This is a genomic window from Pseudaquabacterium pictum, assembly GCF_005403045.1.
Classification (GTDB): domain Bacteria; phylum Pseudomonadota; class Gammaproteobacteria; order Burkholderiales; family Burkholderiaceae_C; genus Pseudaquabacterium; species Pseudaquabacterium pictum.
The window spans coordinates 209,184-223,104 of sequence record NZ_BJCL01000007.1 but is presented as its reverse complement, the minus strand read 5'-3'; the positions used below and the strand labels follow the sequence as shown (position 1 = coordinate 223,104).

The following is a 13,921-nucleotide window of genomic DNA, read 5'->3' as shown; positions in this document are numbered from 1 at the left end:
TACAGCGATTATCGGCGCCGGCGCGCGGCCTGCGCGTGCTGGCCGGTTACCGCGCGGTTTCTTTCGTGGCACCGGCCGCCGTGCCGCCATCCGTCAACGCCGCGGCATCGGCCACCGCCAGGGCCGTCATGTTGACCACCCGGCGCATGGTGGCCGACGGCGTCAGGATGTGCGCGGGTGCCGCTGCGCCCAGCAGGATGGGACCGATGGTCACGCCCTGGCTGGCGGTGACCTTGAGCACGTTGAACAGGATGTTGGCCGCGTCCAGGTTGGGGCAGACCAGCAGATTGGCCGCGCCGCCCAGGCTGCTGTCGGCCAGCGCGCCGGCGCGGATCACCTCCGACAACGCCGCGTCGCCCTGCAGTTCGCCGTCGCACATGATCTCGGGCGCGCGCTGCACGAACAGGTTGCGCGCCGTGCGCATGCGGCGGGCCGATTCGCGCTGCGAGCTGCCGTAGGTGGAATGCGACAGGAAGGCCACCTTGGCCGGCAGGCCGAAGCGCTGCACCTCGTGCGCGGCCATCAGCGCGATGTCGGCCAGCTCCTCGGCGCTGGGTGACTCGTTGACGAAGGTGTCGGCGATGAACAGCGTGTGCTCGGGCAGCATCACCGCATTCATCGCGGCCATGGTGCGGGCATCGGGCCGTTGGCCGATGACGGCGCGGATGTGGTCCAGGTGCTGGTCGTAGCGGCCCACCAGGCCGCACAGCATGGCGTCGGCTTCGCCGCGCTTGACCATCAGGCTGGCAATCAGCGTGTTGCTGCGCCGCACCGCGGCCTTGGCCGCCTCGGGCGACACCCCATCGCGCCCCATCAGCGCGTGGTAGGCCTCCCAGTAGGCACGGAAGCGCGGGTCGTTCTCCGGATCGCAGACCTCGAAGTGCACACCCCGCTGCAGCCGCAGGCCGGCGCGGGCGATGCGCATGTCGATCACCGCCGGCCGGCCGACCAGGATGGGCTGGGCCAGGCCCTCGTCCAGCACCACCTGCACCGCGCGCAGCACGCGCTCGTCCTCGCCCTCGGCATAGACCACACGGGCCGCATGGGTGGCATGGGCGGACTTGGCGGCGGCGAACACCGGCCGCATCACCATGCCGGTCTGGTAGACGAAGCGGGTGAGCTGCTGGCGGTAGGCCTCCAGGTCGGCGATGGGGCGGGCGGCCACGCCGCTCTCGGCCGCAGCCTTGGCCACCGCCGGGGCGATGCGCAGGATCAGCCGCACATCGAAGGGCTTGGGGATGATGTAGTCGGGCCCGAAGCGCAGCTCCTGGCCGGCGTAGGCGGCAGCCACTTCATCGCTGGTCTCGGCCTTGGCCAGGGCAGCGATCTCGCGCACGCAGGCCAGCTTCATCGCCTCGTTGATCGTTGTCGCGCCGCAATCCAGCGCGCCGCGGAAGATGTACGGGAAGCACAGGACGTTGTTGACCTGGTTCGGGTAGTCGCTGCGGCCGGTGGCCACGATGCAGTCGGGCCGCGCGGCCTTGGCCAGCTCGGGCCGGATCTCGGGCTCGGGGTTGGCCAGCGCCAGGATAATCGGCTGGCTGGCCATCGTGGCCACCATCTCGCCGGTCAGCACACCGGCGGCGCTGCAGCCCAGGAACACGTCGGCGCCGCGGACCACCTCGGCCAGGGTCTTCTGGTCGGTCTTCTGGCAATAGCGCTGCTTGCTCTCGTCGAGCTTGTCGCCACGGCCCTCGCGAATCACGCCCTTGCTGTCGACGACGAAGATGTTGGCCGCCTTCACGCCCAGGCCCACCATCAGGTCCAGGCAGGCGATGGCAGCGGCGCCGGCGCCCGAGACCACCATTTTCACTTCGCCGATCTGCTTGTCCACCAGCTCCAGCGCGTTGATCAGCGCGGCCGACGAGATGATGGCCGTGCCGTGCTGGTCGTCGTGGAAGACGGGGATCTTCAGCCGTTCGCGCAGCTTGCGCTCGATCAGGAAGCACTCGGGCGCCTTGATGTCCTCGAGGTTGATGCCGCCCAGCGTGGGCTCCAGCGCGGCGATGATCTCCACCAGCTTGTCGGGGTCGCGCTCGGCCAGCTCGATGTCGAACACGTCGATGCCGGCGAACTTCTTGAACAGGCAGCCCTTGCCCTCCATCACCGGCTTGGCGGCCAGCGGGCCGATGTCGCCCAGGCCGAGCACGGCGGTGCCGTTGGTGATGACGCCCACCAGGTTGCCGCGGCTGGTGTACTCGGCCGCCAGGCTGGGGTCGGCCTCGATGTCCAGGCAGGGATAGGCCACGCCGGGTGAATAGGCCAGGCTCAGGTCGCGCTGGTTGCTCAGCGGCTTGGTCGGCGTGACCGACACCTTGCCGCGGGTGGGGCCGCGGTGGTACTCACGCGCGGCATCGCGCAGGGCTTGTTCGGCGGCGGAGAGCGTCTGGGGCATGGATGGGCCTTGGAGGCGTGGAACGGAGCGGATGAGGTTACGCCCGATCGGCTCGGCCGGCCATGTGGGCAACCGCTAGGCTGCTGCAACCTGGATCGGTGCAATCCACCGTCGGCGCGCCGCAGAATGCCGGTGCCCCAACCTGCAGGAGCCGCCGCTTGATCGCCTTCGACGACTACGCCGCCCATGATGGCCTGGGCCTGGCCGCCCTGGTGAAGACCGGTCAGGTCAGCGCCGCCGAACTGCTGGAAGCCGCGGTGGCCCGCATCGATGCGGTGAACCCGGCGTTGAACGCGGTGGTGCGCACCCGCTACGACGCTGCCCGCCGCGAGGCCGCGCAGATCGACCGCGCCGCGCCGTTCTGCGGCGTGCCCTTTCTGGTGAAGGACTTGCTGGCCACCCTGGCCGGCGAGCCCACCGGCCAGGGCACGGCGCTGCTGGGCCAGCGGCCGATGCCGCAGGACAGCACCCTGGTGCAGCGCTGGCGGGCCGCCGGCCTGCTGCTGCTGGGCCGCACCAACACGCCCGAGTTCGGCCTGACGCCCTACACCGAGCCACGTGCCACCGGGCCGGCACGCAACCCCTGGTCACCGGAGCACACGCCGGGCGGCAGCAGCGGCGGCTCGGCCGCGGCGGTGGCAGCCCGCATGGTGCCGGTGGCCAGCGGCGGTGATGGCGGCGGGTCGATCCGCATCCCGGCCAGCTGCTGTGGCCTGTTCGGCTTCAAGCCCAGCCGTGGCACGACGCCCACCGGCCCGCTGCTGGGCACGCTGTGGCAGGGCCTGGCGGTGGAGCATGTGCTCAGCCGCAGCGTGCGCGACAGCGCCGCGCTGCTGGATGCCACCGTGGGCGCCGACCCCGGCGCGCCCTGGGCCGCGCCCGATCTGGGCGGCCCGCTGCTGACAGCGCTGCAGCGACCGCCGCAGCGGCTGCGCATTGCCTTCAGCCACCAACCGCTGCTGGGCCGCACGGTGCATGCCGATTGCATGGCGGCGGTGCAGGATGTGGCGGCCTTGCTGCAGTCGCTGGGGCATGAGGTGGTGGAGGCCGCGCCGCCCGTCGACCGGCCCGCACTCGAACAGGCCTTCGTCACCGTGCTGGCCGCCGAGACGGCGGCCGACATCGCGCAGCTGGAGCAGTTGCTGGGCCGCCGCCTGGCGGGCACCGACTTCGAGCCGGCCACCGCGGCCCTGGGCCTGCTGGGCTGCAGCTTCCGCGCGGCCGAGCTGGCGCTGGCCCAGCGCACGCTGCAAGGTGCGTCGCGGGCGCTGGTGCCGTTCTTCCAGACCCACGACCTGCTGCTCACGCCCACGCTGGGCGCACCGCCGGCGCTGCTGGGCGCCCAGCAGCCCACGGCGGCGGAGCAGCGGCTGATGCGTGTGGTGACGGCCCTGGGCGCCGGTGGCCTGCTGCGCCAGCCGGCGGTGCTGCAACCGCTGCTGGACAAGACCTTCGACACCATCCCGTTCACCGCACTGTTCAACATCACCGGCCAGCCGGCGATGTCGGTGCCGCTGTGCTGGAACGCCGCCGGCCTGCCTGTCGGCGTGCAGCTGGCCGGCCGCTTCGGCGAGGATGCGCTGCTGTTCCGCCTGGCTGCCCAGCTGGAGCAGACGCGGCCGTGGTTCCACCGGGTGCCGGTGATCGGCTGAACGGTCGTCAGCTGTTGAAGCGGATGCCCAGGTCGGCGTGCGTCAGGCCCAGCATCGCCAGGCCCTGGTCGACCGGCGGGCGCACGAACATGCCGGTGCGCGAGGTGTATTCCAGCAGCTCGAACACATTGCGCCAGTGCTGCAGGTCGGCCTTGCCCTCGCGGATCATGCGGCAGAACTCCACCTCGAAGCTGGAGTAGCCGAGCTGGTGCACGTCCACCACGCCGATCAGCGGGATCAGCGCATGGTTGGTGACGATGGGGCTGTCGTAGCCGCCGCGCACCAGCCCCCACTGGCGCACCGCGGCGCGCACGTCGTCCTCTTCCAGATCCCACGCCGCCATCGGGAAGACCATGCGCGCCACCCGCTCGGCCGGGAAGTCCGAGGCCCGCCACCAGTTGCGCAGCCCGTCGCCGGTGGTGATGTCGGTCAGCGGGATGCCGGCGGTCTCGGTGCGGTCGCTCAGCTCGCGCGTGCGGGGTGACTCGAAGCCGCTGAGCTTCAGGCCGTTTTCCACCTGGTAGCGCGAGTAGCCGCACAGGATCAGCGGAATGGCCTGCTCGGCCGCCACCCGGCGGGCGGTGTCCAGGATCAGCTCGCCGTCGCTGAAGTCGACCGTGCCGTAGCCGCCGTCGGCGTTCAGGTGGGTCAGGCAGTGGCGGAACACCTGGGCCATGAAGGCGCGGCTGTGGCGCACCATCAGGTGGTCCACATCCATGCGGGCGACCATGCGGTCGATGTTCTCCCGCGCGATCGGGCTCATGAAGGTGTTGTCGATCGACAGCGCCAGCACCCGCAAGCCGGGATGCTCGTCGCGGATGCGGCGCAGCATGTAGACGCTGTCCTTGCCGCCGGAGAACAGCAGCAGCGCGTCGAAGGCGCCGCGGCCGGCGCCCTGGTGCGCGGCCAACAGGGCCTGCAGCGCCGGCGCGTGGTCCGTCCGTTTCGGGGCTGCCGCCACAGACGGCGCTGTGCGGCAGGGCGCGCACAGGCCATCGGCACCCAGCGGCTCGCGGTGCGACGACAGCGCGCAACGGCTGCAGCGCGGCGCCAGCTTGCCCGCCACCAGCCGCCGGTGCCAGGGCCACACCTTCTGCGCGTAGAACTCGAACGCCTTGGCCGAGCGGACGATGGTGGACGCGTCTGGGGTGGTGTCGGTGGTCATGGCGGCACTCTAGCGCCTGTGTTGCATGGCCACCACCTTGCCGCTGTGATCAGCCCGCCGCCCGCATCTCCAGGATCTCGAACGCCGGCAGTGTCTTGCCTTCCAGCACTTCCAGGAAGGCGCCGCCGCCAGTGGAGATGTAGCCGACATCCTGCTCGATGCCGTACTTGGCGATGGCCGCCAGCGTGTCGCCGCCGCCGGCGATGCTGAAGGCGTCACTGGCGGCGATGGCGCGGGCGATGGCCTCGGTGCCGTGGCTGAAGGCCTCGAACTCGAACACGCCCACCGGGCCGTTCCAGACGACGGTGCCGGCGGCCATCAGTTGCTTGGCCAGGATGGCGGCGGTCTGCGGACCGATGTCGAGGATCAGGTCGTCGTCGGCCACGTCGGTGGCGGCCTTCACCGTGGCCGGCGCGTCGGCGGCGAAAGTCTTGGCGCAGACCACGTCCACCGGGATCGGCACCGCGGCACCGCGCGCCTGCATGGCGGCGATCACCGCCTTGGCGTCGGCCAGCAGGTCGGGCTCGGCCAGGCTCTTGCCGATCTTCAGGCCGGCGGCCAGCATGAAGGTGTTGGCGATGCCGCCGCCGACGATCAAGCCGTCGACCTTGGACGACAGGCTCTGCAGGATGGTCAGCTTGGTGCTGACCTTGCTGCCGGCGACGATGGCCACCAGCGGCCGCTTGGGGTGGGCCAGCGCCTTGGTGATGGCGTCGATCTCGGCCGACAGCAGCGGGCCGGCGCAGGCGATCTTGGCGTACTGGGCGATGCCGTAGGTGGTGCCCTCGGCACGGTGGGCGGTGCCGAAGGCGTCGTTGACGTAGATGTCGCACAGCGCCGCCATCTTGCGGGCCAGCGCCTCGTTGTTCTTCTTCTCGCCCTTGTTCAGGCGGCAGTTCTCCAGCATCACCAGGTGGCCTGGGGCCACGCTCACGCCGTCGACCCAGTCGGCCACCAGCGGCACCTCGAAACCCAGCAACTCGCCCAGCCGTTTGGCCACCGGCGCCAGCGAGTCCTCGGGCTTGAACTCGCCTTCGGTCGGGCGCCCCAGGTGGCTGGTGACCATCACGGCGGCGCCGGCCTTCAGCGCCATCTGGATGGCCGGCACGCTGGCGCGGATGCGGGTGTCCTCGGTGATGTTGCCGGCGTCGTCCTGCGGCACGTTCAGATCGGCACGGATGAAGACACGCTGGCCGGCTAGCTTGCCCTGGGCCACGAGCTGGTCGAGTCGGAGGATGTGCATGGTGGGTTGGATGGGTGGTTGGAGTGGAAACGGCAGTGCCCGGCAGTTTGGCAGATCACCAGCCCAGGCCCATGCGGAAGATCAGCATCACGCCGGTGCCCACGAGGATGGTGCCCAGCATGTCGCGCCGCCAGACGAACCAGGCCGTGGCGGCGGCGGCGCCGAACAGGCGTGCGTCCATCCAGGTGCCGATCAGCCGGCCCTGGCTCATCACCAGCTCGGGCGCGATCACCGCCACCAGGGCGCCGATGGGGGCGTAGCGCAGGCCCTCGCGTAGCCACTCGGGCATCGGCAGCTCCCGCTCGGGCAGGATGAAGAAGCCCCGCGTGGCGATGGTGATCAGCACCAGGCCGGCGATGGTCAGCACGGTCTCCCAGGTGCTCACTTGGCGGCCCCCGGTGCCGGCCGCGCGTGGTCGATGATCGTGCCCACCGCCACTGCGGCGGCAATCGCCACCAGCATGTTCAGCTTCAAGGGCAGGGCATAGGCGGCCACGGCGGCGGCGCCCGCCACCAGGGCGGGCAGCCAGGTGGCGCGGTCGGCCAGCATCGAATACGTCATCGCCAGCAGCGCCACCGTGCCGGCGAAGCCCAGGCCCCACTCCGGCGGGATGTGGTGGCCCAGCGTGATGCCCAGCAGCGACATCACATGCCAGCTGCCCGCATTGACCAGCACGCCGCCCCAGAAGTACGGGATCTGCTCCGGTGCGGGCTTCGGTTCGGGGAAGCGGCGCATGAACAGCACGTAGTTCAGGTCGGCGGTGAAGTAGCTCATCAGCGCCCGGCGCTTGAGCGGCGTGTGGCGCAGGTAGGGCCGCCACTGGGTGCTGAAGATGACGAAGCGCAGGTTCAGGCACAGCGCGGTGGCCCACACCACCCAGATGGGCGCGCCGCTGGCCATCAGCGGCGCCACCGCCAGCTGGGCGGTGCCGGCAAACACCGTCACCGACATCAGCACCGCCGCCCAGGGTTCCAGTCCGCCCTTGACCATGGCCATCCCGGTGACCAGGCCCCAGGCGCCGATGCCCAGCGCCACGCCCACCATCTCACGGGCGCCACGGGCAAATTCGGGGTGGCGCACCAGGGTGCGCGCACGGTCGCGCAGGCTGTTCATGGCCGGGATTGTCCCCGGCCCCCGACGGGCACCGCTGCAGCCGGCGTGTGCAGCGCTGTGGGCGCAGGCCGGCTACAGGTCGCCGTACTCGCTGTCGTCCTCGGCCATGGCCAGCTGCTGCGGCGCTGCAGCCGCGCGGCGCTGCTGCTTCTGCCGGTACATCGCCTGGTCGGCGTCGGCCAGCAGCCGCTCGGGTGGTTCATCGGTGCCGAGGAACAGCCGCGGCCCGATGCTGCAGCGGCCCTGCCACACCTGCCCGGCCAGTACCGCGGGCTGGGCCAGCAGGGTGCCGATCTTGTCGCTCAGCAGGGCCACATGTCCATTGGCCTGGGTGGCATCGGCCCCGAGGTTCTCGCACACCACCACGAACTCGTCGCCACCCAGGCGGGCCACGGTGTCGGTCTCGCGCACCGCCTCGCGCAGGCGCTGGGCCACCAGCACCAGCCACTGGTCGCCGGCCTCGTGGCCCAGGCGGTCGTTCAGCTGCTTGAAGCCGTCGAGATCGAGGAACAGCACCGCGCCATGGGTGCCCAGGCGCCGGCTGGTCTGCTGGGCGTGCAGCAGCCGGTCCATCAGCAGGCGGCGGTTGGGCAGGCGGGTCAGCGGGTCCAGGAAGGCCAGCTGCCGCACCTCCTCGGCAAGCGCCTTCTGGGCGGTGATGTCGCGGGCGATGCGGGCGCGGCCCAGCACCCGGCCCTGCTGGTCGACCACCGGCGAGATCGACATCGAGATGCTGATGCGGTGGCCGTCGCGGTGCAGACGCTCGGTCTCGAAGTGCGCCACCGGCTCGCCGCGCGCCACCCGGGTCAGCAGCTCGGCGGTCTCTTCGCGGCGGTCGGGCGGCACCAGGCGCAGCAGGCTGTGGCCGATCATCTCGGCGGCGGTGTAGCCGAACATCTGCTCGGCGCCGCGGTTCCAGCTGGTCACCACGCCTTCATGCGTCTCGCTGACGATGGCGTCCTGCGACGAGGCCACGATGGCCGCCAGCTGGCGCTGCACATCGTCCAGCGCCCGCCGCTGCACCCGCACCAGGGCGCTGGTGGCCATCATGGCCAGCACCAGGGTGGCCCCGGCCAGGGTGATGATGGCCGCATCCACCGTGTTCCAGCCGTTGGGGAATTCATCTTCCGGCAGGCCCACCAGCAGCAGCAGCGGGAAGCCCTGCACCTGGCGGTAGGTGTTGATGCGGGCGCGGCCGTCCAGCGCGGTGGGCGCCTCGTATTCGCCGGCCTGCGGGTTGGCGGCCAGCGCCTCGCGCAGCTCCTGCGAGACGCCGCTGGTGCCCACCGCCGCGCCCATGCCCTCGCGGGGCCAGGGCCGCCGGTAGACCAGGGCCAGGCGCTCGGTGCGGATGGTGGCCGCGCCTTGTTCGCCCAGGTCGATCGCCGAGAACAGCGCGTCGAAGCGGGTCACCGGCAGGTCGACGCTGACCCAGCCCGCCGGCTGCCGGCCGGTGCCGGGGATGGGCCGGCCCAGCACCAGCACCCAGGGCTGGTCGGCACCGCGGCGCAGCGGGCCGCTGACCTGCAGCCCCCCGGAGCCGTCGGCCCGGGCCCGGGCCAGGGCCTCGGCGTCGCTGCCGTCCAGCGGCGTGGGCGTCAGCACCTCGGTGACGGCCACCGGCGGGCCGGAACTGGACACGCGCAGGCGCCAGTTCCCCGCGGCATCGGCCACGCGCAGGTTCTGCAGCCCGGGCACAGCCGCGGCCAGGCTGTGCAGGGCGCCGGTCATCGCCGCCGGGCCCTCGTAGGGCGCCAGCTCGCGCCACTGCAGGGCGGCAGCCTGCAGCAGCACGTCGGTCTTGGTCAGCACATCGGCCACCTGGGCCTCCAGCAGCCGCGCCAGGTTCTGGGTGCTGGCCACCGCCCGCTCGCGCTGGCGCACCCGCTCCTGCCAGATCGACACCGAGGCCAGCAGCACCAGCAGCAGCGCCACCGCCAGCAGCAGGGGTGCATGCGGCGCCCAGTCGGCACGCCGGCCGCGGCGTGCGGCGCCGTGGGCTGGTGGAGGGCTGGCGCCGGGCATCTGCATGCGGCTCAGCGGCTGTCGGCCAGGGCCCGCAGATCGGCCTGCCAGCCCTGCAGCTTGGCCGCAGCGCGCTGGCGCTGGGCCGCGCTGGTGCTGTTGTGCAGCTGGGCGACGAGGTTGCAGTTCGCTGTCAGCAGGCGCTGGCTGTAGGCCCGGTAGTCGGCCCGCGGCGAGCGCAGCGTCTCGGCGGCCAGCCGCCGTAGCCCGGCCTGCACCGTGGCGCTGTCGGCCTGCTCGGCCTGCCATTGCCGCAGGCTGCGCAGCACCTCGGCGGTGCGCAGGCGGCGCTCGGTCAGCCAGCGCTCGGCGTCGAAGGGGCTCGTCGCCAGCGCGGCAGCCAGCAGCTGGCGCTGCGCGTCGTCGAGGCTGCCGTAGATCGACTCGAAGCGATCCACGCTGCGCGCCAGCGCGGCTTTCTGGCGTTCGGCCAGGTCGGCCTGCTGATGGTCGGCCACCAGCTCCTTCTGGCGGTCGGCCTGGCGGCGTTCGATGTGCTGGATCTGCTCCAGCGTCATGCTGCGCACCTGCTCGGCGGCGGCTGGCACGGCACGGTCGACCGCGCGCTCGGCGCGGCGCTGCCAGGCCTCGATCTGCTGGCACACCTGGCCGGGGCTGACCGGGCCGGCGGCCGCGGCGGCCAGCTCGCCCAGGGCCTGGGCATAGTCGGGCAGCTGGGTGCTGCGGTGCCAGGTGAACCAGTCGACCAGCGCGCTGCGCACCTGCGGCGCCTGCTCGGCAGTGAAGGCGACCTGGCTGTCGAGCCACCAGTAGGCCAGCAGCGGGCCCTGGCCGTAGCTCAGGCGCACGGCGCTGCAGCCGCCCAGCAGCGGCAGCAGCAGCACGATAATCCAGGCCTTCCAACGGTTCGACACGGGCACCTTCATGGCATTGGACATCGTCATCATGGCCGCGGGCAAAGGCACCCGCATGAAGAGCCGCCACCCGAAGGTGCTGCACCGGCTCGCCGGCCGACCCCTGCTGGACCATGTGCTGGCCACCACCGCCGCGCTGCCCACGCACCGCTGCTGGGTCATCACCGGCCATGGCGCCGACGCTGTGGAGTCTGCCATTGCCGGCAGCGGCGCGCAGCCGGTGCGCCAGATGCCGCAGCGCGGCACCGGCCACGCGGTGCAGCAGGTGGTGCCGCGCCTGGCCGAGGTGACCGAGGCGGGCAGCACCACGCTGATCCTCAACGGCGACGTGCCGCTGATCGCCGCCACCACCGCGCAGGCCCTGGTCGATGCCTGCGGCGGCCAGGCGCTGGCGCTGCTGACCATCGTGCTGCCCGATGCCACCGGCTATGGCCGCATCGTGCGCGCCGAGGGTGCTGCCGACGGCGCCGTGCTGGGCATCGTCGAGCACAAGGACGCCACGCCGGCGCAGCGCCAGATCCGCGAGGTCTACACCGGCATGATGGCCGCGCCCACCGCGCTGCTGCGCCGCTGGGTGATGGCGCTGACCGACGACAACGCCCAGCGCGAGTTCTACCTGACCGACATCGTCGCCATGGCCGTGGCCGAGGGCGTGCCGGTGGTGGCCAGCATGGCCGCGGACGAGACTGAGGTGCTGGGCGTCAACAGCCCGCTGCAGCTGGCCGACCTGGAGCGCCGCTTCCAGCGCCGCCAGGCCGATGCCCTGCTGGAGGCCGGTGTGCGCCTGGCCGACCCGGCCCGCTTCGACCTGCGCGGCACGCTCGGCGCCGGCCAGGATGTCGAGATCGACGTGGGCTGCGTCTTCGAGGGCACGGTCACACTGGGCGACGATGTGCGCATCGGCGCGCACTGCGTGCTGCGCGACGCCGTGATCGGCAACGGCACGGTCATCCACCCGTTCAGCCACATCGAGGGCGCCAAGGTGGGCGCCGGCGCGCTGATCGGCCCTTATGCGCGGCTGCGCCCCGGCGCCGACCTGGGCGACGAGGTGCACATCGGCAACTTCGTCGAGGTGAAGAACAGCAGCCTGGCCAAGGGCGCCAAGGCCAACCACCTGGCCTACCTGGGCGACGCCACCGTGGGCGAGCGGGTCAACTACGGCGCCGGCAGCATCACCGCCAACTACGACGGCGCCTACAAGCACCGCACGGTGATCGGCGACGACGTGCACATCGGCAGCAACTGCGTGCTGATCGCGCCGGTCACCATCGGCGAGGGCGGCACGGTGGGCGGCGGCAGCACCATCAGCAAGAGCACGCCGGCCGGCCAGCTGACGGTGGCCCGCGGCAAGCAGGTGTCGATCCCTGGCTGGACGCGGCCGGTCAAGCCGGGCAGGAACAGCTGATCAGGCCTGCGGCGGCCGGGCCAGCAGCTCGGCGGCCAGGCAGAGGTCGTCCCAGGCCTTGGCCTTGTCGGCCGGCTGGCGCAGCAGGTAGGCCGGGTGGTAGGTGACGACCAGCGGCACGCCCTGCCAGCGGTGCACCGTGCCGCGCAGCCGGCCGATGGGCGCGTCGCTGTCCAGCAGCGACTGCACCGCGAAGCGGCCCATCGCCAGGATCACCCGCGGCTGCACCAGTGCCACCTGCCGCATCAGGAAGGGCCGGCAGGCGGCCAGTTCCTCCGGCGACGGATTGCGGTTGCGCGGCGGCCGGCACTTCAGGGTGTTGGCGATGAACACCTGCTGCGCCGGTGCGGCCTCGCCGCGGCCCAGGCCCAGTGCCGCCAGCATGCGGTCGAGCAGCTGGCCGGCGGCGCCGACGAAGGGCTCGCCCTGCATGTCCTCCTGCTCGCCAGGGGCCTCGCCCACCACCATGCAGTGGGCTTGCGGATGGCCGGTGCCGAACACCGTCTGCCGGCGGGTCTCGCACAGGCCGCAGGCGCGGCAGCCGGCCACCGCCTCGCGCAGGGCCGGCCAGTCCAGGTGGTCGGCGGCGGTGGCCATGGCGGGCACGGCCGGCACGCGCTGGACGGCCGCTGCGACGGCTGGCGCCGGTGCGGGCACCGCGGCAGGCGCCTCGGCCGCCGCCATGGCACGCGGCGGGCTGTCCATGGCCGGCGCCGCCGGCAGCTCGGCAGCGGCACCGGGTGGCAGCCACAGCCGCAGGCCCATGGCCTGCAGCAGGGTCTGCTGGCGCTCAGTCCAGCGCATGGCCGGCGATGGTGGCTTCGGCGCCGGGCCGCAGGGCCAGGCGCATGACCACGGCGTCTTCGCGCCGCTGGTGCACATCGGGGTAGTAGCCGCGGCGCAGCCCTACCTCGACAAAGCCGCTGGCCGCATACAGCGCGCGGCCAGCCGTGTTGCTCTGGCGCACTTCCAGCCACAGCGCGGCATCGCCACGCTGGCGGGCCCAGTCGGCCAGGTCCAGCAGCAGGGCGCGGCCATGGCCGCGGCGCTGCAGCGCCGGCGCCACCGTCAGGTTCAGCAGGTGCGTCTCCTGGTAACCGGGCTGGGCGATGCAGTAGGCCAGCAGCTGCTGCTGCTCGTCATGCCGCACCCAGGCCAGGTAGCCGGCGGCCAGTGAATCGATGAAGTTGCCGCGCGACCACGGGAAGCTGTAGGCCGCCACCTCCAGCGCCAGCACCTCGTCCAGGTCGCTGCTGGCCATGCGGCGGTGCCAGGCGGCCGGCGTGGCATGGCGGGCCGGTGCCGTGGTCATGCGCCGGCTCCGGCGGCGCGCACGGCCAGGCGCTCGGCCGTGGTCTGGGCCACCTTGTCGCGCAGGTACAGCGGCAAGGCGGCTTCGGCGGCCACGCTGGCGCCGGCTGCCCAGGCCGCCTCGGTCAGGCGCAGCAGGGCGGCAGCGCGGTCCTGCGTGTGCGGCCACTGCCGTGCGCTGCCCCAGGGCAGGCGGTCGGCGAAGGCCGTGACCGCGCTGCCGGCCACCCGCTGTGGCGGTGCGGCCTGCCAGGCATCGGCCAGCGCGCCCAGGGTGTAGAGCTGCGGCGGCACCAGCGGTGTCCAGCCGGCGGGGCCGTGCTGGTAGGCGGCGGCGTAGACCTCGTCCATGCGGGCGTCCATCGCCACCCACCAGGGGCCGTCGCGGTCGGCCGGGTCGGCTTGCAGCCGGGCGTCGTCGGCCACGATCAGCAGGCTGTCGACGGGCAGCACCGGCGTGCCGTGGGCGAAGGCCAGGCCCTGCGCCACCGCGCAGGCGGTGCGCAGCCCGGTGAAGGCGCCCGGCCCCTGGCCGAAGGCCACGGCCTGCACCTGGGGCATGGCGAGGCCGGCCTCTTGCAGCAGGCCCATCAGCAGCGGGATCAGCCTGGCCGAGGCCAGGGCGCCGCCGGCCTCGTTGACTGCCACGCGCACGCCGGGCGCCAGCAGGCCGGCGGCGAGCCGGTCGGTGGCCGTGTCCAGGGCCAGCAGGATGGGCGTGGACATGCGGAAGGGCG

12 protein-coding genes are annotated in these 13,921 nt (G+C 72.4%); 2 read left to right on the top strand and 10 right to left on the bottom strand.

All coding sequences use genetic code 11. The features are described from left to right. Nucleotides 1-46: 46 nt before the first annotated feature. Entirely contained in the window at nt 47-2,395 is a 2,349-nt protein-coding gene (locus FFT10_RS15195; protein ID WP_137733694.1) for an NADP-dependent malic enzyme, read from the bottom strand. A gap of 158 nt (nt 2,396-2,553) precedes the next feature. On the opposite strand from FFT10_RS15195, the gene FFT10_RS15190 reads away from it, so the two are divergent. Beyond that, nucleotides 2,554-4,047, top strand: a complete 1,494-nt coding sequence (locus tag FFT10_RS15190) for an amidase (protein WP_137733693.1) — start codon at nt 2,554-2,556, stop codon at nt 4,045-4,047. 7 nt (nt 4,048-4,054) lie between these two features. Here the strand turns inward: FFT10_RS15190 and FFT10_RS15185 are convergent, their stop codons facing one another. The 6 genes from FFT10_RS15185 to FFT10_RS15160 form a co-directional block, all read right to left on the bottom strand. Continuing rightward, nucleotides 4,055-5,212 carry an adenine nucleotide alpha hydrolase family protein gene (locus tag FFT10_RS15185; RefSeq protein ID WP_137733692.1) on the bottom strand — a complete coding sequence of 386 codons (1,158 nt, stop codon included), beginning with the start codon at nt 5,210-5,212 and terminating at the stop codon, nt 4,055-4,057. A gap of 49 nt (nt 5,213-5,261) precedes the next feature. Then, entirely contained in the window at nt 5,262-6,455 is a 1,194-nt protein-coding gene (locus FFT10_RS15180) for a phosphoglycerate kinase (RefSeq protein ID WP_137733691.1), read from the bottom strand. A gap of 55 nt (nt 6,456-6,510) precedes the next feature. Beyond that, nucleotides 6,511-6,840: an AzlD domain-containing protein gene (locus tag FFT10_RS15175; RefSeq protein WP_137733690.1), complete on the bottom strand. Its 330-nt coding sequence runs from the start codon at nt 6,838-6,840 to the stop codon at nt 6,511-6,513. Next, nucleotides 6,837-7,568, bottom strand: coding sequence for an AzlC family ABC transporter permease (locus FFT10_RS15170; RefSeq protein ID WP_137733689.1), 732 nt, complete (start codon nt 7,566-7,568; stop codon nt 6,837-6,839). The genes FFT10_RS15175 and FFT10_RS15170 overlap by 4 nt, the downstream gene beginning before the upstream one ends. 72 nt (nt 7,569-7,640) lie before the next feature. Next, nucleotides 7,641-9,599 (bottom strand): GGDEF domain-containing protein, encoded by a 1,959-nt coding sequence (locus tag FFT10_RS28755; RefSeq protein WP_137733688.1) that lies wholly within the window; start codon nt 9,597-9,599, stop codon nt 7,641-7,643. A gap of 5 nt (nt 9,600-9,604) precedes the next feature. Further along, nucleotides 9,605-10,468 carry a DUF6279 family lipoprotein gene (locus tag FFT10_RS15160; protein WP_162520810.1) on the bottom strand — a complete coding sequence of 288 codons (864 nt, stop codon included), beginning with the start codon at nt 10,466-10,468 and terminating at the stop codon, nt 9,605-9,607. Between the two features lie 10 nt (nt 10,469-10,478). On the opposite strand from FFT10_RS15160, the gene glmU reads away from it, so the two are divergent. Further along, nucleotides 10,479-11,873: a bifunctional UDP-N-acetylglucosamine diphosphorylase/glucosamine-1-phosphate N-acetyltransferase GlmU gene (gene glmU, locus FFT10_RS15155; protein ID WP_137733686.1), complete on the top strand. Its 1,395-nt coding sequence runs from the start codon at nt 10,479-10,481 to the stop codon at nt 11,871-11,873. On the opposite strand, the gene FFT10_RS15150 is transcribed toward glmU, so the two are convergent. The 3 genes from FFT10_RS15150 to tsaB are packed head-to-tail and all read right to left on the bottom strand — an operon-like array spanning nt 11,874 to nt 13,910. Then, nucleotides 11,874-12,677 (bottom strand): uracil-DNA glycosylase, encoded by an 804-nt coding sequence (locus FFT10_RS15150; RefSeq protein ID WP_137733685.1) that lies wholly within the window; start codon nt 12,675-12,677, stop codon nt 11,874-11,876. It lies immediately after the preceding gene. Then, a complete protein-coding gene (gene rimI, locus FFT10_RS15145) occupies nt 12,664-13,185 on the bottom strand; it encodes a ribosomal protein S18-alanine N-acetyltransferase (protein WP_137733684.1) in 522 nt (173 codons plus the stop codon). The genes FFT10_RS15150 and rimI overlap by 14 nt, the downstream gene beginning before the upstream one ends. Next, entirely contained in the window at nt 13,182-13,910 is a 729-nt protein-coding gene (gene tsaB / locus FFT10_RS15140) for a tRNA (adenosine(37)-N6)-threonylcarbamoyltransferase complex dimerization subunit type 1 TsaB (RefSeq protein WP_137733683.1), read from the bottom strand. Before tsaB ends, rimI begins: the two co-directional genes overlap by 4 nt. Nucleotides 13,911-13,921: the final 11 nt, after the last annotated feature.